The organism is Variovorax defluvii, from assembly GCF_039541515.1.
GTDB lineage: Bacteria > Pseudomonadota > Gammaproteobacteria > Burkholderiales > Burkholderiaceae_C > Variovorax > Variovorax defluvii.
This window is the reverse complement of record NZ_BAABGJ010000080.1, coordinates 543,872-567,047: the sequence shown is the minus strand read 5'-3', so window position 1 is coordinate 567,047 and position 23,176 is coordinate 543,872. Positions and strand designations below refer to the sequence as shown.

Genomic DNA, 23,176 nt, shown 5'->3' with positions numbered 1-23,176 from the left:
TTCGTGAACTGACTCGCCGCAGCTGTTTGAGCGTAGTGAACGAAGTGAACGCAGCGAGTTCTGCGGCGGGGCCGGATGTACGAGCACCGCAGGTTGCCCGTAGCGAAGCGCAGGGACACGCGCAGTGGGGTCGCCTTTCTTTGGTTACTTTCTTTGGCGAGACAAAGAAAGTAACTCGCCCGCCGGGGCGAATTCCCGGCTCCTGCGCCACACAACAAGCAAGGCCAAAACAAAGACCCAAGAGGCAAATTCAAGGCTCCTGCGCCAACCAACCAACAAGGCCAAAACAAAGCCCCGCGTGGCCAATCCCAGCCTCCCGACCAACAACAAAAACAGCGCCAAAACAAAGACCCAGAGCCTTCCCCCCCACCCTCTCCCAGAGTAGCAAGAGGAAGATGCAGCAAACCCAGGCCTGACACAGGACATCTCATGCGGCGCTCCACGCCGCGGCGGCCAGTTGATGCAGATAGGCGCGCAGGTCCGCGGGCCAGGGTTCGACCAGTGTCGCGAAACGTGCCCGCTCGCCGGCGAACAAGGCGCGGGCCGCCTCCTCGAAGCCGGGCAGGTCGCCCGCGATCGCACTCATGAAGCGGTAGGCGGCTTCGCGCGAGGCGCGCTGCGCATCGCGATCCGCATGCACGCGGCGCGCCTCGTCGACCAGGCGGCGCAGCGCCACCGAGGCACCGCCAGGCTGGCGGCTGAGCCAGTCCCAGTGGCGGGGCAGCAAAGTGACTTCGCGCGCGACCACGCCCAGCTTGGGACGGCCGACGGTGCGGGTGGCCTGTTCGTCGGCGCCGGGCTCGGTCGCCGGCGTGGCGCCGGTGGGGCGCAGGTCGAGGTCGAGCCGCTCGCCGGTGCGGTCGTCGAATACGAAAGGCGGCTCCGCATCGGCACGGCTGCGAAGCAGAGCCAGGACCTCGGCCTGCGGGCCCGCGGCAATGCGCGTGTAGCCGGCGAAAGCGGTGATCGTGGAGTCCGGAGCAAAGGTCATGGGGCGAAATAATACCCGGGCAAAACCGCTTTCGCAATCTACCCGGGTGAAAATTCCAGGCAGGGCGTGACGCGCCGGCCCTATGGCAAACTTGCCCGTTCCCGATCTCATCCTCACTCCCCGGCCCGTCCGCTGCGCGCCGCCGTCCCGCTACTCCCTCCCATGCAGAAAATCACCCGCCAGCTCGCCGCCGAGATCAAGGTCGGCGAGCACCAGGTGAAGGCCGCCGTCGATCTGCTCGACGGCGGTGCCACCGTGCCCTTCATCGCCCGTTACCGCAAGGAGGCCACCGGCGGCCTCGACGACGTGCAGCTGCGCGAGCTCGAGGCCCGTCTCGCCTACCTGCGCGAACTCGAAGAGCGCCGCGCGGCGGTGCTCAGGAGCATCGAGGAGCAGGGCAAGCTCACGCCCGAGCTGCGCGCCGCCATCGATGCCGCGCCCACCAAGCAGGAACTGGAAGACCTCTACCTGCCCTACAAGCCCAAGCGCCGCACCAAGGGCCAGATGGCGCGCGAGGCGGGCATCGAGCCGCTGGCCGACAAGCTCTTCGCCGACCCCACGCTGAACCCCGCCGAGGAAGCCGCGGCCTTCGTCAAGCCGGCCGCCGACGGGCTGGACTTCTCCACGGTGCAACTGGTACTCGACGGCGTGCGCGACATCCTGTCCGAACGCTGGGCTGAGGACGCGGTGCTGGTGCAGAGCCTGCGCGAATGGCTCTGGGCCGAGGGCCTGTTCAAGTCCAGCCTGATGGCGGGCAAGGACGAGAACAACCCCGACGTCGCCAAGTTCCGCGACTACTTCGACTACGACGAGCCGATCGGCCGCGTGCCCTCGCACCGCGCGCTGGCCGTGTTCCGCGGCCGGGCGCAGGACATCCTGGATGCCAGGCTGGCGCTGCCCGTGGAGCCGGAGCCCGGCAAGCCCTCGATCGCCGAGGGCAAGATCGCGCTGCACCTGGGCTGGAGCCACGCGGGCCGCGCGGCCGACGACCTGCTGCGCAAGTGCGTGGCCTGGACCTGGCGCGTGAAGCTGTCGCTGTCGACCGAGCGCGACCTCTTCGCGCGCCTGCGCGAAGAGGCCGAGAAGGTCGCCATCAAGGTCTTCGCCGACAACCTGCGCGACCTGCTCCTCGCCGCGCCGGCCGGCCCCCGCGTGGTGATGGGCCTGGACCCGGGCATCCGCACCGGCGTGAAGGTGGCGGTGGTCGATGCCACCGGCAAGCTGGTCGACACCGCCACCGTGTTCCCGCACGAGCCGCGGCGCGACTGGGAGGGCTCGCTGCACACGCTGGGCAAGCTGTGCGCCAAGCACGGCGTCAACCTGATCGCGATCGGCAACGGCACCGCCAGCCGCGAAACCGACAAGCTGGCCGCCGACCTGATCAAGCTGCTGGCCAGGATGAGCGACCAGGCCGGCGCCCCGGCGCCGAAGGTGGACAAGGTGGTGGTGAGCGAGGCCGGCGCCTCGGTCTACTCCGCCAGCGAGTTCGCCTCGCAGGAAATGCCTGACGTGGATGTCAGCCTTCGTGGCGCTGCCAGCATCGCGCGCCGGCTGCAGGATCCGCTGGCCGAACTCGTGAAGATCGATCCCAAATCCATTGGCGTGGGCCAATACCAGCACGACGTGAACCAGAGCGAATTGGCACGCACCCTGAGCGCGGTGGTCGAGGACTGCGTGAACTCCGTAGGCGTGGACCTCAACACCGCGAGCGTGCCGCTGCTGTCGCGCGTCTCGGGCCTGTCGGCGGGCGTGGCCAAGGCGGTGGTGCGCTGGCGCGAGTCGAACGGCGCTTTTGCCACCCGCAAGCAGTTGCTGGACGTGACCGGCTTCGGCAGCAAGACCTTCGAGCAGAGCGCCGGCTTCCTGCGCATCCGAGGCGGCGAGAACCCGCTGGACATGACGGGCGTGCACCCCGAGACCTACCCGGTGGTCGAGCAGATGATCGAAAAGACCGGCAAGCCGATCGGCGAGCTGATGGGCCGCGCCGAGATGCTCAAGACGCTCAAGCCCGAACTCTTCGCCAACGAGAAGTTCGGCGTCATCACGGTGAAGGACATCCTGGGCGAGCTGGAAAAGCCCGGCCGCGACCCGCGCCCCGACTTCAAGGTGGCGCGCTTCAACGAGGGCGTGGAAGACATCAAGGACCTGGTCGAGGGCATGGTGCTCGAAGGCACCGTGAGCAACGTGGCCCAGTTCGGCGCCTTCGTCGACCTGGGCGTGCACCAGGACGGCCTGGTGCACGTGAGCCAGCTCTCGCACAAGTTCGTCAACGATGCGCGCGAGGTGGTGAAGACCGGCGACATTGTCAAGGTCAAGGTGATGGAGGTGGACGTGGCGCGCAAGCGCATCGGCCTGTCGATGAAGCTGGATGCCGCACCCGGACGCCGCGACGGCCCGCGCGAGAACCGCTTCGAAGGCGCCGGGCGCGGCCAGCAAGGGCCGCGCCGCGACAACTCGCCGCAGCCGGCGGGGCAGATGGCCAACGCCTTCGCCAAGCTGCAGGGGCTTCGCAAGTCCTGACCGGCCGGATGAATGCATGAACACGCCCTTTGACTCCCGCCCCGCCATGCCAGCGCCCCATGCGGGCGTGCGAAGCGAAGCGGGTGTGCGCGATCTTCATGCGGACTGGCTGAAGGCTGCCGCCATCGTCGGCGTGGTCTGCATTCACGCCGGCATGCCCTTCCAGGACATCTTCCGCTTCGGCGTGCCGGTGTTCATCGGGCTGTGGGCCTACTACCTCGAAAAGGCGCTGGCGCGCCGGCCCCGCGAGACGCACGGCGCCTACCTGCTGCAGCGGCTGGTCGAACTGGGCGTGGCCTACATCGCCTGGACGCTGCTCTACCTCGGAAAGTTCTACGAAGGCCGCCTGGCGGCCACGCCGCTGCACACCGTCGTGGGCGGCTGGTTCGGCGGCTATGGCTGGTCGGGGCAGTACTACTTCGTCATCCTGTTCCAGTTGACCCTGCTGTTTCCGCTGCTGCGGCGATGGGTCGCTGACGCGCCGACGCTGCCGGTCATTGCCGCCGGCGTGGCACTGAACGTGGCGGCAGGCTACTGGCTGTTCGAGCACCGCTTCATCTCGGCCGTGGGCGATCGCCTGTTCGTCTACTGGATTCCCTATGTGGCAATGGGCATCGCACTCGCGCGCGGTGAGCTGGGCCGCAAGCCGGGGCTGGCGATCGTCGGCCTGTTGCTCCTGCTCGCCGCGCCCATCGAAAGCGCGCTGTTCACCGAGCACTCGGCCTATCTGTCGCTCACCGTGACGATGGCCTCGTTGCTGCTGCTCGCCAGCGCCATCGCGGCCGACCGTGCGCCCGTGGCGGCGGCCCGGCCGCCAGGCATCATCGGCCGGGCGGTGGCGCTGGTCGGCCGCAACACCTTCTCCATCTACGTGGCCAACGTCGGCCTGCTGGAAATCTGCCGCAGCACCGGCTTCACGCGCCTCGCCGAGGCCCATGCCGGTGCCTGGGGCCAGGCGGCGGTGGTGGCCGTCACGCTGGCCGGCGGACTGGCCATCGGGGGGGTGTTGCAGGCGCTGAATCTGGGCGTGCTGGTCGGCAAGCGATGAAGGCGCTGCGCATCCACGCAGGTCCGGCGGCGCGGGCGCACATCGCCGCGCACGGCCTGGCACCGGCCGACGTGCGCACCGTACCGGGCGCGGCCGGTGGGCCGAAGGGGCTGATCCTCGGGCCCATCGACCGCTTCCTGTTCTGCGAGTGGCTGCCCCAGTCCACGCAGCCGGTGGACCTGGTGGGCGCCTCCATCGGTGCCTGGCGGCTCGCCAACGCCTGCCTCCGCGACCCGAAGACGGCCTTCGAGCAGTTCGAGCACGGCTACATCCACCAGCACTTCGAGGTGCCGCCGGGGCAGAAGCGCCTGAATGCGAAGCAGGTCAGCGCGAAGTTTGCCGAAGGGTTGCGCGGTTTCTACGGCGGCCGCATCGGCGAGGTGCTCGCGCAGCCGCGCTACCGGCTGCACGTGATCACCGCGCGCGGGCGCCACATCCTGGGCCGCGAGGGCAGGGCGCGCACGCCGGCCGGCTACCTGGGAGCCTTCATCACCAACAGCGTGCACCGCAAGAGCCTGGGCGCCTGGCTGGAGCGCGTGGTGTTCTCCAGCCCCGGCGCCTCGCTGCCCTTCGGCACGCAGGACTTCCGCACGCGGCAGGTCCCGCTGGCCGAAGCGAACTTCGAACTCGCGCTGCAGGCCTCCTGTTCGATTCCATTCCTGCTCGAAGCCGTCCATGACATACCCGGCGCGCCGCGCGGCGCCTACTGGGACGGCGGCATCACCGACTACCACCTGCACCTGAACTACAGCGCGCCGGACGGCATCGTGCTCTACCCGCACTTCCAGAAGGCCGTGGTGCCGGGCTGGCTGGACAAGGGTTTGAAGTGGCGCCACAAGCCCACGCGCTTCCTGGAGCGCACGGTGGTGCTCGCGCCGGACCCGAACTGGGTGCGCGGCCTGCCGAACGCGAAGCTGCCCGACCGGAATGACTTCATCCGCTACGGCAACGACGCGCCATCCCGCATTCGCGCCTGGGGCATCGCGGCGCGGGAGGCGCGCCGGCTGGCGGACGAACTCGCCGACTGGCTGCGGCGCGGCAGTCCGGTGCAGGACGTGCAGCCGCTCTGATCCACGGGCGGCTACAGTCGGGCCTGCATTTCATTTCGAGGAGGACCCACCATGAATGCCACCCGAATCATCGGCCTCATCCTGATCGTCGCCGGTATCGCGGCCATCGGCATGGGCGGTTTCAGCTTCACGAAGGAGACCCACCAGGCCAAGATCGGGCCGATCGAGCTGTCGGTGAAGGAGAAGGAGACCGTCAACTTCCCCACCTGGGTCGGCGTGGCCGCGATCGTGATCGGTGGGGCGCTGGTGGTGTTTGGGGGCCGCAAGGGCTGAGGCAGCCCCCCAAACCAGGCTCCCCGGGCGCGCGGCTCTGGCGCTGCGCAAAGAACACGTCTGTCATGGCGGGTGCGGCGATGTCTCGGCTGTTGCGACGATATCGCCGATGGCTGCGCAAAATGGCACCGGCGCTTCAAGCATCATCATGTGGCCCAGGCTTGGCAGCACGACGCTGCTGGCAGCGGCGGACCGGACCCATGGCGGCACATCCCAGCCGTCGCGCGATCTTTCCCCGGCCACCAGATGCACAGGGATGCCTTTGGCCACCACCTTCTTGACGGCTGCCAGGTATTCGGGGGCGCCGGTGTCGCGAACGACGGCGCGGGCCATCGCCAACACGGTGGCCGCGGACTGGTTGTGGAGAATTTCCTGGGCCCACTTCAACCGCTGCCCGGTCACCTCGATGCGGCCACTCTCCAGCCAAGCGGCCGGACTGGCTTGCATCGCGCGATACTCCGCCTCCCATGCGTCATCGCTCAGGGAGGCGATCCTGCGGCACCAGAACGCATCGTTCAGCGTGAAGTTACCTTCCACATTGATGACCATGCGCACGAGATCTGGCGCAAGACTTGCCGTCAGCATGGCGATGGCACCGCCGACGCTATGGCCGAGCAGGCAGATGGGTCGATCAATGTGCGAGCGGATGTAGTCGGCGATCCACTCCGCGTGCCGCTTCAGCGCGAGGGCGTCGCCATGGCCCCATCTGTGCGGGGGCTGCGAGCGGTAGTTCGGCAGGTCGGGCGCATGCACGTCGATGCCAGGCAGCAGGGTGTGCGGATCAAAGAAGTCGAGGGGGCCGAGCAACCCGTGGATCATCACCAATGCGTTCGCTGGATGACTCATCATGATCACCTCATCGCGTTGTTGCGACGGCATCGCGTACGGACTCCGTGGCTCTGCCGGTGCTCGCCACATTCCAGGACATGGCCGATAGGTACACCAACGCAAAGGCCGTGGCACAAAGTGGCAGGCCCACTGCCTCAACAACGAAACCTCCCGCCAAGCCAGTCATCAGCATGCCCGCGTAGACGGCCGCGTATTGAAAGGTCGCAACCAGCGCCATGCGCTCTGACGGCGTGGCATTCACCAGATCAGACTGATACTTGAAAAAGAGTATCTCCCAGGAAAACATGTACAACGCATAGAGCGTGTAGCTGGCAGCCACGTTGTGGGATGTTGTGGCTCCCACCATCGCGAATAAGCAGGCAGTCGTGATGAGCGCCGTTGTACGGCGACCCAGTGCAAGACCTACCCGTCCGAGCAACGCAAAGGCAAGTGCCGCGATCAGGGCGGCCGTGGCGCCGATGATCTGCAGGTACCCGACAAAGCTTTGAGGCAACTGCAGGACATGCAGCGGAAGTGCGACGCGAGAGACGTTGAAGAATCCTTGCAACGTGCTGACAACAATGACGAAAGCCATGAAGTGCCTGCGCAGCTGTACATCCTGCGCAAGCAGTGCTTTCAGCGTCCCTACTGTACCCAGGCCCTTGAGTTGTGGCGCATTGCCGGAGGCAGCCAGCGAGGGCAATCCGGGCAGCAAAGCTGCAGCGGCAGCGGCGACAAGGAAACCGGATACGGTGATGGCTGCTGCCACCCGCGGTGTGACTTCGCCTTGATAGAACGACAAGGCCACGCCCGCGATAGCACCTGCGATGAATTGCGCGGTCAAGGTGATCGGCACCGCGTACTTCACGTCTGCAGCCGCGAAGTACCGCTTGATGGCGACGGTGCGCGCCACCCGCTGAATCGCGTCCACCAAACCGATCAGGAGGGCGCCAACCAAGGCCACCGCAAAGTGACGCTCCACAGTCATGTAGGTCACAAACGCCACCAAGAGCCCTGCTGCATTGGCCGCCATCAGGATCCCGCGGGGTGAGCCCGACCCGGCAATGCGGTTGATCGCCAGGCACATCAGGACCGGAATGACCATTGGTGCGAGCACGACGGCCTCGGAAAGCACCAGCGATCCTGTTGTCGTGTAAACGTAGTAGGCCAGATAGACATACGTGAAGACACTGGCGGCAATGGATGCCAGGTTCACGGTCCAAAGGATCGCGCTTGCGCGCGCAGGAGTTGGCTGCATCGGTGGGTTACCTCATGGCAGGGAGGTGCTGTTCGAGTCCGTCCAGCAACCGATAGGCGGCGGTCTTCAGAGAGGCCGCGGATCCGCTGACCAGAAAGGCTTGCCCCGCGTAGTTGAGCAAGCCGCCGGCCCCGTCATATGGAGGTACCTGGCTGCCGATCGGAATGGATTGCGCCAGCTCGATGCACACCTCGGCCTGGTTATCAACCAGCCCGGCCCAGTCCACCGCACCGGGTGAAAAGGCGCGCTGGCTGCGCCAAGGGCTTCCGCGGCTGTCGCAGGCGATCACCGCCACCGAAGCCGCGGCCCCGCGCGGCGGGCATTCTTCAAAAGCGGGGATGCGCACATCGTCGCCAAGCAGCACGGAAAGGAACAGATCGACGTAGTCGATGCCGAAGACATGGTCGAGTTCCTTGGCGATGGCCACGCCCCCCATGCGAGCCGCCGTTTCCAGGAACGCCATTTGACCGTTGGCCATCAACTTGATTTCGGTGTGCGTCGCGCAGTCCCGAAATTCCAGCGCGTCGACGGCCTTGGCGATCTGCGCGACCACCTGTTGCTTCTTGTCGGAGGAAAGCACGCAGGGCGCGAGGTTGCCCAGTTCCGTGAATGGCGGGATGGTACGCAGCCGCCCGGTCATCGCCAGAGGATGATAGATGCCATCACGTACCAGCCCCTCCACGCTGAGGTAGTCGCCATAGCCGTCATCGTCGTACCAGGACTCCGTGGTCGAATCGATCACTTCCTCGGCGATCAGCAAAGGGAAGCCGGTGGACTCGGCAAATTCATGCTTGCCGGCGCGCCGTGCAGCCGCCGTTGCATGCAGAAGCCGTCCTATGGCTCCATCGACTTCAGCCATGCTGCGCACGATCTGCTGTCCGATCGAGCCGGCGCCGTAGGCCAGCTTGACCAGCACCGGAAACTGCAGCTCGGCGATCCGCGTTACCTCGGCCTCCGACCGTATGGGCCGGAACTCGGGTTGTGGAACGCTGGTTTCTTTCCATCTTTGCCGCATCAACACCTTGTTGCGACCCCGGTCGATGTGGGGCCCGACGCTGCGCAGGCCGAGCTCGGCAGCAATTTCGGACACCGACTTGAGCAGGAACTCCGAGAACGTGAAGACTGCGTCGGGCTCGATCTCACGCGCCCGTTCGCGCACCTGCTGCAGCGCCTGGGCCGGGAGAAGGGAGGTGAAGTCGCTGATGCTCGCGCTGTAACGGCGCAGAATCGCGCTGTTGTGCTCGGATGGCGGGCTCACGATGCACGTATGAACCTCGCCGCGCGCGGCGATCTTGGGAAAGCAGTAGTCGAGCGGAGGGCCCGCTGGTGCATAAACATACAGGATCCTGGACATCATTCACCTCACAGTTTTGAAAGCACGCAGAATTGGTCGTCGTAGACGAAGGCATCGATGCCGGCATCGCGGCAGTACGCATACAGATCGCTCGTTCGATTGATGAAGCCGGTCCCGTTGAAATTCAGGGATGTGTTGCACAGGACGCCTGCCCCGTTGATGAGCTGGAACTCCTGCAGCAGCGAGTGCATCGACGGGTTCTGCCGTGCATTGACGGTCTGTACGCGGGCAGTTCCGTCGACATGGGTGACGGCCCGGAGTTCGACGTTGCGGACTTTCTGGAAGTACAGCATGTGCGGCGAGGGTCCCTGCCAGTCAAAGTGACGCGAGACCTCTTCTTCCAGGCAGATGGGAGCAATGGGTCGAAACCCTTCCCGCCTCTTGATGGCGTTGAGGCGATCGCGGGTCGCAATGTCGAACGGCGCCGCCAGCAATGAGCGATTGCCCAGCGCACGCGGCCCCATCTCGCATCGGCCCTGGGTCCATGCGACGACGTGTCCTCTTGAAAGGAAGGCCGCTACTTCTTTCAAGTCAAGCGGGCGGCACTCGACGCCGGGCATGACGGGCGCGTCGTCCACGAAGGGCTTGTCGCAATACACGCTCCACTCGAGCTTTGCGCGCCCGGTGAACTCGCGCATGGCGTCAACCGCCGTGCCGATGGAGGCGCCTGTGTCGTTGGTGCATGGTGGTATGAAGACATCGGCAAACAGGCCGCTATCGCGCCACATCGTGTTCCAGTCGCAATTGAGGCCGCACCCCCCCGAGATCAGCAGAGGGTAGTTCTGAGTCAGGTGGGCCTTCGCATACTGGTAGAAGCGGTCGAAGATCTCGTCGGAGTAGCGCTTGGCCAAGCGCGTGAACTCCGGATGTTGCAGACCGATGTTGTAATACTTCGATGCGCGCAGATCCTCCTTGGACAGTGTGGCCAGGATGCTGTCGCGCTGGAGCATGAACTCCGTGAGTTCCCGTTCTTCCGGCGTCATCGGTCCGGACTCGCCGTAGGCGCACAGTGCCATCAGCTTGCCTGGATCCTCGTTGCGCAACTTTCCCTTGGGCAGGGTAAAGGTGGGATCGGCCAGTGCGTAGAGAAACGCATACTTGTTGCCCGGCGTCATCATCACGCGCCCAACCTTGTGGACCTGCAGGCGCTCGTCCACGCAATAGAAATCACCCAGAGCGCCTTCCCACACCAGTACATAGCAGGGCCGGCCCTGCTCGAACGGTGACAGCGCGTAGCTCGACCAGATGTGCGAGCGCTCGTGGCTGCTCGTGAAGTGCGTGACCTCGGTGCCGAACAGTCGCGCCCGGCGGTGCTGGACTGCGGCCCGGTCATGCCCGTAATAGCCGGCGCCGATCGGTGCGCTGGCAGCCAGGGAGTTCTTGCCCCATCCGCTGATGGCGAACACGTCCGGGACGGCACCCAGTTGCTCCGCCGCGTAGACGAACTGCTCGGGGTTGAACGCCTCATAGCGAGGGAAGCTGTCCTTCTCAGGCTCGAACGACCACTCCAGCTTGCCTTCGGCTGCGTCCACCAGGGCCACCGAGCCGTCGTGCCCGGGCTTCATTGCAAAGATCTTCATTTGTACTCCCTCAGAATGCTTGACGGATCTAACGCAGCGGATAGATGGAGTTCTGTGTCTTCTTCTTGCGGCGCAACACCTTGCCGAGCAGTGCCTGCACCGCGGCCCAGAAGCCGGTTTTGACTGGTTTGGATGAATGCATGCGTACTCCTTTTTGGGGTCAATGAATGACGTGCCGTGCGACGAGCCGGGCCAGCTCGTCGTAACCCTGGTCGTTGAAGTGAACGCGATCGACGAACAGTGAGGTGTCGATCAGAGGCGAATCCTGCAGCAGCTGATTCATGTCAGCAAAGCCGATGCGCTTGTCATTGCAGACGGCCTTGATCGCGCTCGCAAAGGGCGCGTGAACCTCCTTGCCGAGGATTCGGCTGAAAAGCCGCCAGAAGTTGTTTGGACAGCTGTCGATGGCGTGAAAGACCTCCTGCTCTTCCAGGGTGAGGAAGTCGCGTGTCCAGTACGCCATCGGCTGCAGCACGAAGCTGAGCGTTGCACCTGTGCCTGCCAGGAGTTGCTGCCACTGCCCCAAAGCGTGGCTGACCACCCAGGCCGCGCGCCGGACACGCTCTCGTGTATCGGTGCCGTCGTCGGTGATGACCATGTCGGCTGGATTCTGGTCTTCGTCGAGGAGCTTGCCGAGGCAGCGCGCCAGAAAGCCCTTGGCCCGTTGATCGAGCTCGGAGGCGTAGGTATTGGCTCTGCGCTTCAGGTCTTCGTTGTAGCGGTTCATGTAATGCTCGTACTCGAACGAGTAGTAGTAGCGCCCGTGTTCCGTGGCCAGGTTGTCGGGCAGGCCTTCGAGCGCCAGCGTATTGATGCCGCTGAGAATCACCACATGCCCGATGCGATTGAATCGATGCTGATGCATCAGAAAGAGCAGCAACTCTTGCACCGCGTTGTAGCCTCTGCCGCTGAAGTTCAGCCAGGGATCGCCGGTGTGGTGGCTGAGCCGGGATGCCACAGTCCACCCATCCGCGGTTGCGCCCGTGCCCAGCGCGGTCGATCCACCAACCAGCAGATTGATCGGCCTGTCTGACTGGTGGTCGGCAACGCCGATCGCTCGCCCTCGGTGATCGCTGAAGCGAAACCCCAGCGCGTCCGTGTTGATGGCCTGCGACCGATAGTTCGCGTGGTGGAAGAACATGGTGTAGGCGAGCCATCGCACGCCCAGGTACATGAACTCGTCGTAGTCCCGGATCTGAGGCGTCAAACGGTAGACCTCGCGAACGGCTTCATCATGCGTGAGTGGACGGTTGCTCATCGGTTCTGTCCTTCAGGGATGGCTGCGGATGCGGGAGAACGTGGTCGGAGGTCAGGGAGCGCCGAGGCCTGGCCAGGTGGAGAGGGTCGAAGAGCAGCCGGATCAGCCAGCCGATCGGCACGACCACCAGTGGAAAGAGCACCGAGAAGACGGCTGACAAAACGGTCTTGATGAGGATCTTCATGTGGGGCGTACCTGGGCATCGGGTTGGTTGATTGACTCAGCTTTCGCCGGGGGAGGTCGTGAACTCAATCAAGCGCGAACTCCTCGCGCCAATCCGTGACTTCCGTGAGCGCGGGTTGCTCGCTTTTCCGAAGTAGGAAGTTGCCGAGCACGAGGTAGTCCATCTGGGTTCGCATGAAGCACAGGTAGGCCTGTGATGGGCTTTCGACGATGGGCTCGCCTCGCACGTTGAACGAGGTGTTGACGAGCACCGGGCAGTTCGTCTGTTGATGAAACTGCTCAAGTAGTTCGCGAAAGCGCGGAATGGCGCTGCGGCCCACAGTCTGTACACGCGCTGAATAGTCCACGTGCGTCACCGCCGGGATGGCGGAGCGCACGCATTTCAGGCGGTCGATGCCATCCAGCATTTGCTCCTCGGGTGTTGCAGATAAGCGATGTGCGTCCTGGACGCCCACCACAAAGAGCATGTAGGGGCTCGGGCCGTCGATCTGAAACCACCCGTGGGCATGCTCTTCCAATACCGCAGGCGCAAATGGCCGGAACGACTCGCGGTTTTTGATCTTGAGATTCATGACGCTTTGCATTGCCGGATTGCGCGGATCGCCGAGGATGGAGCGAGCACCGAGCGAACGAGGGCCGAACTCCATGCGACCTTGAAACCACCCGACCACGTGGCCCTGCGCAAGCAGTTGGGCCACTGTCGGGCATAGCTGGGCGTCGGAGAGGCGTGAGAACACTGCGCGCTGCGTGCGCAGCGCTGTGTCGATCTCTGCGTCGGTGTAAGAGGGGCCGAGCAGCGATGACTGCATGCGATCCAGCGCCGCGGTGGCGCGAGGCTGCTGTTGGCGCATGTGCCATCCGGCGAGCGCGGCGCCAAGTGCTGCTCCGCTGTCACCCGCTGCGGGTTGGATCCAGATGTCGTCAAACAGCTTCTGAGCCAGCAGCTTGCCATTGGCAACACAGTTGAGCGCTACTCCGCCGGCCAGGCAAAGATGTCGCAGGCCGGTACGGTCCCGAGTGGAGCGTGCAAGGCGCAGGATGGCCAGTTCGAGGACCTCCTGGATCGATGCAGCCAGATCGAACTCGCGCCGTGTGATGGCGCCTTCGGGCTCGCGTCGGGGGCCACCGAACAACCGCGAGAACTTGTCGCTGACCATGCAGTTGCCGACCGCATAGTCGAAGTACTCCATGTTCAACCAGAAGCTACCGTCGGCCTGGATCTCGATCAGGTGGTCAAGAATGACTTGCACGAAGCGTGGCTTGCCATATGGGGCCAAGCCCATCAGCTTGTATTCGCCGGAGTCGACCTTGAAGCCGCAGAACCAGGTCATGGCCGAGTACAGCAGGCCGAGCGAGTGCGGAAACCTCACTTCCCACAGCGGTTGCAGTGTGTTGCGGCTCCCAGTCCAAGCGCTGGTGGTGGCCCACTCGCCCACACCGTCGATGCAAAGCACCGCAGCCTCTTGGAACGGGCTCGGAAAAAAGGCCGATGCGGCGTGGGACTCGTGGTGGTCGATGTAGTCGATCTGAGGGTGCGACCAAGCATCTCCGAAATGCGCAGCGAGGTCGCGGCGCAAGTTCTGCCTGACATGCACCTTGCTCGTCAACCAATCCGGCAAGTCGGTCACGAAAGTGCGAAAGCCCTGCAGCCCGAAGTTGAAGCATGTCGAAACGATGCGCCCGAGCTTCCTGCCGGGATTCTCGTAGTAGTAGAGGGAGTCGACTTGGTCGAGCGTGATGCCGGCCTCGCGCAGGCAGTAGCGCAACGCATGGACAGGAAAGCGTGGATCGTGTTTGACCCGGCTGAAGCGCTCCTCCTGCGCAGCAGCCATGATGTGACCGTCTCGCAGAAGGGCCACTGCGCTGTCGTGGTAGCCATATGAAAGGCCAAGCAGGTAAGAACTCACAATCGTGCTCAACGGGTAGGTAGCGGGCGCCCGGCGCGATAGCGCGGAGCGACGAACAACTCTTTCCATCCGACCTTCGGCGGGGAAAGAGAGAGAAATCCGGTCCAGACGCGCTGCCAGCTTTCGGACACATGAAGCGCGTCGTGCGATGCCATCGCTTCATCCATGAGCAGTTCGATCGCCTCGACCGCCATTGCGGAATGACCGGTCGAGACGTTGTCGATCGTGTTGTGCAAGTCGACGAACAGGGTGTCGAATCCATAGTGCGCCAGCTCGTCCCGCGCTGTGCGGTAGGCACCGCCCACGCCCGACAGCTCCATCGCCAAGTTCAGGCCGAGCGTCTCGGGTAGGAAGCGCGAAGGGAACATCGACACACTGAGCCAGAACGCAGGCACCTCGAACGCGGCATCGTCGAACAGAGGGTCGTGCGCGAACTCCGCGGAGCGCACGTCATGCAGCTTGACGCCCATTTGGTGCATCAAGCGGCGGTAGATGTTGGGATGGTTCTGAACCGTGTCCCCATTGCCGATCTCGTCGGAGAAGATCTTGTACAAGATCGCGCCGATGCTCGTTTCGGCGAGCCCTGCGTTCGTCCAGCGTTGCAGCCAGGCACCATCGACGAGAATCGTGGGACACAACTGGACAGCTTCATCGATGACGGCCTCGCGCGACTTCGTGACCGCTCGTTGAGGGCCACCGTAGGCGCGCACCTGTGCGGCAGACCGGTCCGCGAACCAGCGCCTGAATCGCTGATGCGTATAACTGTCGAAAGGCAGAGGGTCGGGTCGTCGGTGGAGCACGGCCTTGGCGCGCGCAAGCCAACGCGATGCGAAGGCCAAGGCCTGTTTCTGCGCATCGTCATTCCACTCGGGATTCATCAGGCGATGAAAGAGATCACGGGGACTCAGCTTTGCATCGCGGACCTCATCCGACGCGGTGGCCTGTTCGATGGGTGTCGTATCGAGACGGTGCTCGACTGGTTTCAAGGCGGGCCCAGGCAATGGGGCAGCCGCTTCGACGGCGAGCGATTTGATCCACGCATGGATCGTTTCGACCTCCTGCTCGGAAAAGACGCGAAACATAGGGCCGCCGAAGGCAATCAGCTTTCTCAGCAAAGGGCTGCACTCGGGGTTGCCGGGAACCACCCAAGGGCTGCATGCCAAGTCGCTCACGAAGCCTGCGGGATCATCGACGATGCGTTCATCGAAAGTCTTGCCGGCCAGCCTCAGGCGACCGTGATATCCCGCGGCGTGCATCCCTTTGCGACGGACGAGGTCAACCATTGCATGCGCGGGGGACAGGCCACCGGCCTCGATGTGATGAATGACTTCGTCTTGCCACAAGGACAAGAGACGAAGCGACACCACGAAGCCACGGGCAATGCCTGAAACAGCCTGATGGGCAGATGTCGATTCGGGCTCGCTTGTGAGACTGAGCTGATCAAGAACTCTGCCGATGGCCTTCTTCAATGCATCGATCGCATCGAGGCGACCGTCGCCGAAGCGAGCCAGCACGTACCGGCTCTTTGCAATGCTCCCCGCTTCAGCCCCCATCGCGATCCAGGATGACATCGGTGCGGCCACCTCGAACAACGCAGCGCCGAGGATCTCGGGCCAGTGGCGATCGGGAAACACCGAGAGACTCAATCGATAGGCCGCGAGAGTCCATGAGGAGGACAGGAATGGCGCACTATCGAAAAGTCGTGGGGAGCTGACCAAGGGGAGGTCATAGCCCGAAGCTTCCAGCAGGCGTCTGTAGAGCAGGCTGTGGTTGTCGGCCAAGCGCCCCTTTCCCAGTTGCCAAGCGTGGACGCGATGGGCGAGAGAAGCGATTTCGCCATGGCTGTTGGATGCATTGGCCATGTTCTGCAGCACGCAGCCAGCGAGCAAACCGTTTGGCGCGTTCTGCAGCAGGACAAAGGCCTCCACAGCCCTCGTGTCGGCACCGATGCCGAAACCGAATGGAGCGCAGGCGCTTTCTGCCATACCCAGCAACTCTTCGGCCAACACATGAGGACTGCATGCGGGCCGCGGGTTGGGGCCGTTGTCGTGGCACTTCGTGATGAATGCCAGCGCTTCCCGAGACGCCATCTGGCCGAGCTCTGTCGTCAAGAGACGACAGCAAAGCTCCGATGCGGTGCACGCAGCTCTGGAATGACGCTGCACGTTGCCGACTTCGGCTGTTGAGGCTTGCATGATCGATGTCGAAGCGCGACCACCAGCGCAAACCCGCCCCTGCAGCGGAGCATGCGAACGTTGCGCCATAGCCGGCGACGACGAAGCAAGGCCCGCGAAGAAGGCCGGAGGGGATTTGGCCGAAAGGGTCGCTCAGCGAATTACGAACGCCGAGCCTGCGGGCTGGTGGAGAACCACTCGTGATGGGGCAGAAAACTCACCCACTCAAGGAACGTCTTATTCATTCTTCATTTCTCCCGTTTCTGGATGCCTGCATCGAAGTCGGACTCGATGCGGCGGGCGGATGCTATGGGAGCAATGTATGAGTGTCAAGCGCTCTCTTTCAACAATGCGATGCCCTGAAGGAGGGATCGACTTGGGGTCAAGTGTCGGCGTTGACCCACGTCGCCGCCGCGGCGCCGACCGCGGCGATCGTCGCGTTGCGCTGCGCCAGCGTGGCACCGGCGCCAGTGCCAGTGCCAGTGCCAGTGCCAGTCAGGTAAACCGACAGCAGCACGGGCGCACGGCCCGGCGGGCGCAGGATTGCCACGTCGTTGGCGGTGCCGTTGTCGCCCGAGCCGGTCTTGTCGCCGACCTTCCAGTTCGCAGGCACGCCCGCGCGGATGCGCTGGTCGCCGGTCTTGTTGTCGTCCAGCCATTGCAGCAACTGGGCACGGGAAGCCGGCGACAGGGCATCACCCAAGAGAATCTTTTGCATGCTGATGGCCATGGCTGCGGGGGTGGTGGTGTCCCGCGGATCGCCGGGGCGCGCCTCGTTGAGCGCGGTCTCGATGCGGTCCAGCCGCGTGTGCGCATCGCCGATGGAGCGCATGAAGGCCGTGAGGCCGGCCGGGCCGCCGAAGCTGGCCAGCATCAGGTTGCCGGCCGTGTTGTCGCTCTGCGTGACCGCGGCTTCGCACAAGCCAGCCATCGTCATGCCGTCCTGGCCGGCATGCTTTTCCGTCACGGGCGAGTAGGTCACCAGTTCGTCGCGCGTGTAGCGGACGCGGCGCTCCAACCGCTCCTGGCCTCGGCCGACACGGGCGAGAACCAGCGCGGCTGCGAGGCATTTGAAAGTGCTGCACAAAGGGAAGCGCTCGTCCTGCCGGTGGCCCGCCTGCCGGCCGCTTCCGCTGTCGAGCACGGTCACGCCGAGGCGGCCTCCGCTGTCTTTCTCGATCTGCGCCAGGCGGGCGGCGAGCGAGCCCGCACCGGTCGCGCGGGCATGGGAGGAAAGGGCGGCCAGCGAAAGAAGAAGGCCGCTGTTGAACTGACGTCGATGCATGGGTTGCTGCTCCTGAAAGCCAGCGACTCTCCGTGAATGCCGCTTTCGGCGCAAACGATAGTATTTGCTGCCTCACCCAAGAATTTCTAATGGCTCGCACCCACCTGCCCCTGAACGCGCTGCGCGCCTTCGAATCCTCCGCCCGGCATCTCAGCTTCACGCTCGCGGCAGCCGAGCTGAACGTGACGCAGGCCGCCGTCAGCCAGCAGGTGCGCGGCCTCGAGGCCAGGCTGGGCGTGACGCTGTTCCGCCGGCTGCCGCGCGGGCTCGCGCTCAGCGACGAGGGGCAGGCGCTGTTGCCGGTGCTGGCCGAGTCCTTCGGCCGCATGGAGGCTGTGGTCCAACAGTTCGACAACGGCCGCTTCTTCGAGGTGCTGACAGTCGGCGTCGTGGGCACCTTTGCGGTCGGATGGCTGCTGCCGCGTCTACGCGCCTTCCAGCACGACTGCCCCTACGTCGACCTGCGCCTCATGACGCACAACAACGTGGTCGATCTCGCGGGCGAAGGGCTGGATTTCGCGATCCGCTTCGGCGACGGCAACTGGCCGGGATTGAAATGCGAGCATCTGATGGCGGCGCCGCTGGCTGTGCTGTGCGGGCCGGCGATGGCCGCGCGCATCGTCCGGCCGAAGGACCTGGCGAAGCAGACGCTGCTGCGCTCCTACCGGGCCGAGGATTGGCCTGCCTGGTTCGCCGCGGCCGGCGCGGCCTGCCCGGCGATTCGCGGCCCGGTCTTCGATTCGTCGCGGCTGATGGTGGAGGCCGCGATGCAGGGCGCCGGCGTGGCGCTGGCGCCGGCCTCGATGTTCGCGCGCGAACTGGACGAGGGCCGCCTGGTGCGGCCGCTGCCGACCGAGGTGATGACGGGCAGCTACTGGCTGGCGCGGCTCAAGTCGAGGAAGCCGACCACGGCCATGGAGGCGTTCCGCCGCTGGCTCGGGGCGCAGATGCCATGAAGGGCTGTCTGTCTGGCGCGCTGCCGGCCTACATCGAGGTTTCGAGCATCACCCGGTAGTCCTCGCGCGTGGCCAGCCGCGGGTTGGTCTTGTGGCAGTGGTCGGCCATCGCGCCGTCGATGATCGGCTCGAACATCGCGGGCGTGACGCCGACCTCGGCCAGGCCCTTGGGCAGGCCCAGGCGGGCGTTCATGTCGCGGATCGCCGCGCCCAGGTCGCCGGCCGAGTCGAGATTCATGGCCTGCGCCATGCGCTGCAGGCGCTGCTCCTTCTGCACCGATTCCGCACCCGCATTGAAGGCGATCACGGCCGGCAGGAAGAGGGCGTTGAGCGTGCCGTGGTGCAGGCGCGGATCGATGCCGCCCAGGCTGTGGCTGAGCGAGTGCACGCAGCCCAGGCCCTTCTGGAAGGCCATCGCGCCCTGCATCGAGGCGCTCATCAGGTTGAGCCGGGCCTCTCGGTCGCTGCCGTCCTTGGTGGCCCGCTCGATGTAGCGCCAGGCGCGCTGCAGCCCATCGAGGCCGATGCCATCGGCCGGCGGGTTGAAGGCCGCCGACATGAAGGTTTCCATGCAGTGCGCGATGGCGTCCATGCCGGTGGCGGCGGTGAGGCGCGGCGGAAGGCCCAGCGTGAGCTCGGGGTCGCAGATGGCAGCCTTGGGCATCAGGGACCAGCTGTGGAAGCCCAGCTTGCGGTGGTCGTCGACGATGACGATGGCGCCGCGCGCGACCTCGCTGCCGGTGCCGCTGGTGGTGGGGATGGCGATCAGCGGGGCGGCCTTTTCGGTGATCTTCGGCGAGCCGCCCTCGATGGTGGCGTAGGTCTTCAGCGGCCCTTCGTGCGTGGCGGCGATCGCCACGCCCTTGGCGCAATCGATGGCCGAGCCGCCGCCGACGGCGACCAGGCCGTCGCAGCCCTGCTCGCGGTAGATCGCGGCGGCGGCACGCACCGCGGCTTCGGTGGGGTTGGAAGGCGTGCCGTCGAACACCGCGTGGGGCAGGCCCTCCAGCGCGTCGACCGCTTTCTGCAGGATGCCCGCGGCGCGTACGCCGGCATCGGTGACGATGAGCGGGCGCCCGATGCCGATGCGCTCGCATTCGCTGCGCAGCAGCCGGACGGCGCCGAAGTCGAACTGGATCTGGGTCAGGTACTGGATGAGGGCCATGGGTGTCGTGGAATGGGAACGCTACGATGCGGGGCCTTCCAATTTAACAAGCACCGACCCTCTTGCCCATGAGCCCAACCCTCACGCCGCCGCTGACCCCCAAGATGGCCGGCGTGGTCGAACGGATGGCGCGCGCCCATCAGGCCCCTTACTACACCCTCAGCCCGGCCGAGGCCAAGGCCGCCTACGAGAAGGGGGCCGGCGTGCTGGAAGTGCCCAAGCCCGCCCTGGCACGCATCGAAGACTTCCGCATTCCCGCGCGTGACGGGCATCCGATGCCGGCACGGCTGTACGCGCCGTCGGAGGACAAAGTGCCCTTGCTGCTGTTCTTCCATGGCGGCGGCTTCACCGTCGGCAGCATCGCTACGCACGACACGCTGTGCCGCGTGCTGAGCCGCAAAAGCGGCTGCGCGGTGGTGTCGGTGGACTACCGGCTCGCGCCTGCGCACAAGTTTCCGACCGCCTCGAACGATGCATGGGATGCACTGCAGTACATGGCGAGCGAGGCCGGCGGCCTCGGCCTGGACGGCTCCCGCTTCGCGCTCGGCGGCGACAGCGCCGGGGGCACGCTGGCGGCGGTGTGCGCCATCCTGGCGCGCGATGCCGGGTTGCCGGTGGCACTGCAGATGCTCTTCTACCCCGGCACCACGGCGCACCAGGACACGCCCTCGCACCGACGCTTCGCCAAGGGGCCGCTGCTGGACGAAGCGCTTATCAGCTGGTTCTTCTCGCAATACGTCAACACGCGGGCCGACCGCGAGGACTGGCGTTTTGCGCCGCTCAATGCCGAGGACGTCGAGGGCGTGGCGCCGGCCTGGATCGGCCTGGCCGAATGCGACCCCGTGGTCGACGAGGGCATAGCCTATGCCGACAAGCTGCGCGCGGCCGGCGTGCCGGTGTCGCTGGAAATCTACCGCGGCGTGATCCACGAATTCGTCAAAATGGGCCGTGCCATCCCCGAAGCGCTGCAGGCCCAGGCCGACGCGGCGCGCGCCCTCCAGGAAGCCCTTCAACCATGACCGAGACCACCCGCAAGTCCGACTACCGTTTCTTCCACCGCCTGCGCGTGCGCTGGGCCGAGGTGGACATGCAGAAGATCGTCTTCAACGCCCATTACCTGATGTACTTCGACACCGCGATCGCCGACTACTGGCGCGCGATGGCGCTGCCCTACGAGGAGGCGATGCACCAGCTGGAAGGCGACCTGTACGTGCGCAAGGCCACCGTCGACTTCCACGCCTCGGCGCGGGTGGACGACCTGCTCGACGTCGGCATGAAGTGCGTGCGGGTCGGCAACTCGTCCATCCTCTTCCACGGCGGTCTGTTCCGTGGCGAGGACTTCCTGGTCGGCTGCGAGCTGGTCTACGTATTCGCAGATCCGGCCACGCAGACCTCGAAGCCGGTGCCGCCGTTGCTGCGCGAGATCCTGGCCGGCTACGAGGCCGGCGAGCCCATGCGCGAGGTGCGCACCGGCAGCTGGACCGAGTTCGGCGAGGGCGCCGGCGCGCTGCGGCGCAGCGTCTTCATCGAGGAGCAGCGCGTTCCCAAGGAACTCGAATGGGACGAGCACGACGAAGGCGCCGTGCACGCGGTGGCGCAGAACCGCCTGGGCCAGGTGATCGCCACCGGCCGGCTGGTGGCCGGCGGCACGCCCGGCCAGGGACGCATCGGGCGCATGGCGGTGCACCGCGTGCTGCGCGGCGGCGGGCATGGCGCGGCGGTGCTGCGGGCGCTGGAGAAAGCCGCGATGGCCCGCGGCGACCGCCAGGTGGCGCTGCATGCGCAGCGCAGCGCCGAGGATTTCTATCGGCGGCTGGGCTACGAGGCGTACGGCGAGCCATTCGAGGAAGCGGGCATCGCCCACATCGAGATGCGGCGCGCGCTCTGAGCTCGGCCGCGAGCGAAGGGGCGCCATGAACCTGCGTCTCAAGATCGTCGCGCTGGCGGTCGCGCCGCTGCTGGTCGCCCTGGTGCTGGTGGCCCTGGCCGTGCGCCACCAGGAACGCGACCTGGCCGCGCGCGAGCGCGCGCTGATCGAAGAGACCTACATGAACCAGCGCCGCAGCGAGCTCCGGAGCTACGTGGCGCTGGCGGTCAGCGTGGTGCAGCCGCTGTACGACACAGGCTTGGACGACGAGGCGACGCGCACCGAGGCGCTGCACCGGCTGGCGGCGCTGGACTACGGCAACGACGGCTACTTCTTCGTCTATGACATGCAGGGCCGCTCGCTGATGCATTCGCGCCAACCCGACCTCGTCGGCCAGAACCTCTGGGAGCTGAAGGATTCGCAGGGGCGCTTCACCATCCAGGCGCTGATCGCCCGGGCGCGCGCGGGTGGCGGCTACGTCGAGTACGAATGGCGCAAGCCTTCCAGCGCGCAGCTCGCGCCCAAGCTGGGCTACGTGACCGCGCTGCCACGCTGGAACTGGATGGTCGGCACCGGCCTGTACCTGGACGACATCCACGGCGCCATGCACACGCTGGACCGGCAGATGAACCTCAACGTGACGACCACCATGCTGTGGATCGCCGGGATCGCAGCGCTCTGCCTCTCGGCGGTGAGCGCCGGTGGCTTGCTGCTCAACCTCAGCGAGCACCGCGTGGCGGAGGCGAAGCTGCGCCTGCTGGCGCGCCAGGTGGTGCAGTCGCAGGAGGAGGAGCGCGGCCGCCTGGCGCGCGAGCTGCACGACGGCACCAGCCAGACGCTGGTGTCGACCAAGCTGCTGGTGGAGTCGGCGGTGGACGCGCTGGAGCGCGCGAAGCACCCCGCGCCGGTGGTGCTGACCAAGGCGGTGGCGAGGCTCAACGAGACGCTGTCGGAGGTGCGCCGCATCTCGCATCGGCTGCGGCCGGCTCTGCTCGATCAGCTGGGTTTGCCGGCGGCGCTGGAAAGGCTGGGCGCGGAGTTCGGCGACGAGGGCACCGTGGCCGCCTCGGTCGCGGTGCACGGCGCGCCGCGCGAGCTGCCGGAGGAAGTCAAGACCGCGCTGTTCCGCGTTGCGCAGGAGGCGCTGACCAACGTGCGCAAGCATGCGCGGGCGCGGCAGGTGCGCATCGCGCTGGATTTCGAGGAGCGCGGCGTGCGACTGGAGGTGGGCGACGACGGGGTCGGTTTCAACGTGGAAGCGACGCAGCTCGACCCGCGACGCGGCATCGGGCTGCGCAACATGCGCGAGCGCATTGCGGCCATCGGGGGGCGGCTGGACGTGCGTTCGGCGGCCAGCGGGACGGCGATCGTGGCCTTCGTGCCGGCGAAGAGCCTGGAGGGGGCGTGAGGTTTTGGCGTTGTTCTTTTTTTGGCTTGGACTTGGCGTGCGGGGCTTTGG

The 23,176-nt window shown here is 65.7% G+C and carries 19 protein-coding genes; 8 read left to right on the top strand and 11 right to left on the bottom strand.

Going from position 1 to position 23,176, the window contains the following annotated elements:
- Nucleotides 1–427: 427 nt before the first annotated feature.
- On the bottom strand, nucleotides 428–991 hold the full coding sequence (locus ABEA07_RS25505) for a DUF2239 family protein (protein ID WP_345541392.1): 564 nt from the start codon (nucleotides 989–991) through the stop codon (nucleotides 428–430).
- A gap of 162 nt (nucleotides 992–1,153) precedes the next feature.
- Here ABEA07_RS25505 and ABEA07_RS25500 point away from each other — a divergent pair, with 162 nt between their 5' ends.
- From ABEA07_RS25500 to ABEA07_RS25485, 4 genes are read left to right on the top strand one after another with little or no spacing between them, the layout of a single operon-like run.
- Nucleotides 1,154–3,511, top strand: coding sequence for a Tex family protein (locus ABEA07_RS25500; RefSeq protein WP_345541391.1), 2,358 nt, complete (start codon nucleotides 1,154–1,156; stop codon nucleotides 3,509–3,511).
- Nucleotides 3,512–3,527: 16 nt separating this feature from the next.
- Nucleotides 3,528–4,559, top strand: coding sequence for an acyltransferase family protein (locus tag ABEA07_RS25495; protein WP_345541389.1), 1,032 nt, complete (start codon nucleotides 3,528–3,530; stop codon nucleotides 4,557–4,559).
- A complete protein-coding gene (locus ABEA07_RS25490; protein ID WP_345541387.1) occupies nucleotides 4,556–5,629 on the top strand; it encodes a patatin-like phospholipase domain-containing protein in 1,074 nt (357 codons plus the stop codon). The genes ABEA07_RS25495 and ABEA07_RS25490 overlap by 4 nt, the downstream gene beginning before the upstream one ends.
- A 51-nt stretch (nucleotides 5,630–5,680) precedes the next feature.
- Nucleotides 5,681–5,902: a hypothetical protein gene (locus ABEA07_RS25485; protein WP_345541386.1), complete on the top strand. Its 222-nt coding sequence runs from the start codon at nucleotides 5,681–5,683 to the stop codon at nucleotides 5,900–5,902.
- Nucleotides 5,903–5,965: 63 nt separating this feature from the next.
- Here ABEA07_RS25485 and ABEA07_RS25480 read toward each other — a convergent pair whose 3' ends face one another.
- From ABEA07_RS25480 to bla, 9 genes are all read right to left on the bottom strand, one after another.
- Nucleotides 5,966–6,781 carry an alpha/beta fold hydrolase gene (locus ABEA07_RS25480; protein ID WP_345541385.1) on the bottom strand — a complete coding sequence of 272 codons (816 nt, stop codon included), beginning with the start codon at nucleotides 6,779–6,781 and terminating at the stop codon, nucleotides 5,966–5,968.
- Nucleotides 6,759–7,946, bottom strand: a complete 1,188-nt coding sequence (locus ABEA07_RS25475; RefSeq protein WP_345541383.1) for an MFS transporter — start codon at nucleotides 7,944–7,946, stop codon at nucleotides 6,759–6,761. Before ABEA07_RS25475 ends, ABEA07_RS25480 begins: the two co-directional genes overlap by 23 nt.
- Before the next feature lie 49 nt (nucleotides 7,947–7,995).
- Nucleotides 7,996–9,345, bottom strand: a complete 1,350-nt coding sequence (locus ABEA07_RS25470; RefSeq protein ID WP_345541382.1) for an ATP-grasp domain-containing protein — start codon at nucleotides 9,343–9,345, stop codon at nucleotides 7,996–7,998.
- 5 nt (nucleotides 9,346–9,350) lie between these two features.
- Nucleotides 9,351–10,922 carry a carbamoyltransferase C-terminal domain-containing protein gene (locus ABEA07_RS25465; RefSeq protein ID WP_345541381.1) on the bottom strand — a complete coding sequence of 524 codons (1,572 nt, stop codon included), beginning with the start codon at nucleotides 10,920–10,922 and terminating at the stop codon, nucleotides 9,351–9,353.
- Nucleotides 10,923–11,082: 160 nt separating this feature from the next.
- A complete protein-coding gene (locus ABEA07_RS25460; protein WP_345541380.1) occupies nucleotides 11,083–12,180 on the bottom strand; it encodes an SGNH/GDSL hydrolase family protein in 1,098 nt (365 codons plus the stop codon).
- Entirely contained in the window at nucleotides 12,155–12,364 is a 210-nt protein-coding gene (locus ABEA07_RS25455; protein ID WP_345541378.1) for a hypothetical protein, read from the bottom strand. Before ABEA07_RS25455 ends, ABEA07_RS25460 begins: the two co-directional genes overlap by 26 nt.
- Before the next feature lie 64 nt (nucleotides 12,365–12,428).
- Nucleotides 12,429–14,270 (bottom strand): carbamoyltransferase family protein, encoded by a 1,842-nt coding sequence (locus ABEA07_RS25450; protein WP_345541377.1) that lies wholly within the window; start codon nucleotides 14,268–14,270, stop codon nucleotides 12,429–12,431.
- Nucleotides 14,271–14,278: 8 nt separating this feature from the next.
- On the bottom strand, nucleotides 14,279–16,381 hold the full coding sequence (locus ABEA07_RS25445; RefSeq protein WP_345541375.1) for an iron-containing redox enzyme family protein: 2,103 nt from the start codon (nucleotides 16,379–16,381) through the stop codon (nucleotides 14,279–14,281).
- Nucleotides 16,382–16,826: 445 nt separating this feature from the next.
- A complete protein-coding gene (bla, locus tag ABEA07_RS25440) occupies nucleotides 16,827–17,729 on the bottom strand; it encodes a class A beta-lactamase (protein WP_345541374.1) in 903 nt (300 codons plus the stop codon).
- Between the two features lie 89 nt (nucleotides 17,730–17,818).
- On the opposite strand from bla, the gene ABEA07_RS25435 reads away from it, so the two are divergent.
- Nucleotides 17,819–18,685, top strand: coding sequence for a LysR family transcriptional regulator (locus ABEA07_RS25435; RefSeq protein WP_345541373.1), 867 nt, complete (start codon nucleotides 17,819–17,821; stop codon nucleotides 18,683–18,685).
- Nucleotides 18,686–18,713: 28 nt separating this feature from the next.
- Here the strand turns inward: ABEA07_RS25435 and ABEA07_RS25430 are convergent, their stop codons facing one another.
- Nucleotides 18,714–19,850 carry an iron-containing alcohol dehydrogenase gene (locus tag ABEA07_RS25430; protein WP_345541371.1) on the bottom strand — a complete coding sequence of 379 codons (1,137 nt, stop codon included), beginning with the start codon at nucleotides 19,848–19,850 and terminating at the stop codon, nucleotides 18,714–18,716.
- A gap of 68 nt (nucleotides 19,851–19,918) precedes the next feature.
- On the opposite strand from ABEA07_RS25430, the gene ABEA07_RS25425 reads away from it, so the two are divergent.
- Genes ABEA07_RS25425 through ABEA07_RS25415 form a run of 3 tightly spaced genes read left to right on the top strand, consistent with a single transcriptional unit; the run spans nucleotide 19,919 to nucleotide 23,125 of the window.
- Nucleotides 19,919–20,869, top strand: a complete 951-nt coding sequence (locus ABEA07_RS25425; RefSeq protein WP_345541369.1) for an alpha/beta hydrolase — start codon at nucleotides 19,919–19,921, stop codon at nucleotides 20,867–20,869.
- Complete coding sequence (locus tag ABEA07_RS25420; protein ID WP_345541368.1) at nucleotides 20,866–21,738, top strand: YbgC/FadM family acyl-CoA thioesterase; 873 nt, start codon at nucleotides 20,866–20,868, stop codon at nucleotides 21,736–21,738. Before ABEA07_RS25425 ends, ABEA07_RS25420 begins: the two co-directional genes overlap by 4 nt.
- Before the next feature lie 25 nt (nucleotides 21,739–21,763).
- Entirely contained in the window at nucleotides 21,764–23,125 is a 1,362-nt protein-coding gene (locus tag ABEA07_RS25415; protein WP_345541366.1) for a cache domain-containing protein, read from the top strand.
- The last annotated feature ends 51 nt before the right edge of the window (nucleotides 23,126–23,176 follow it).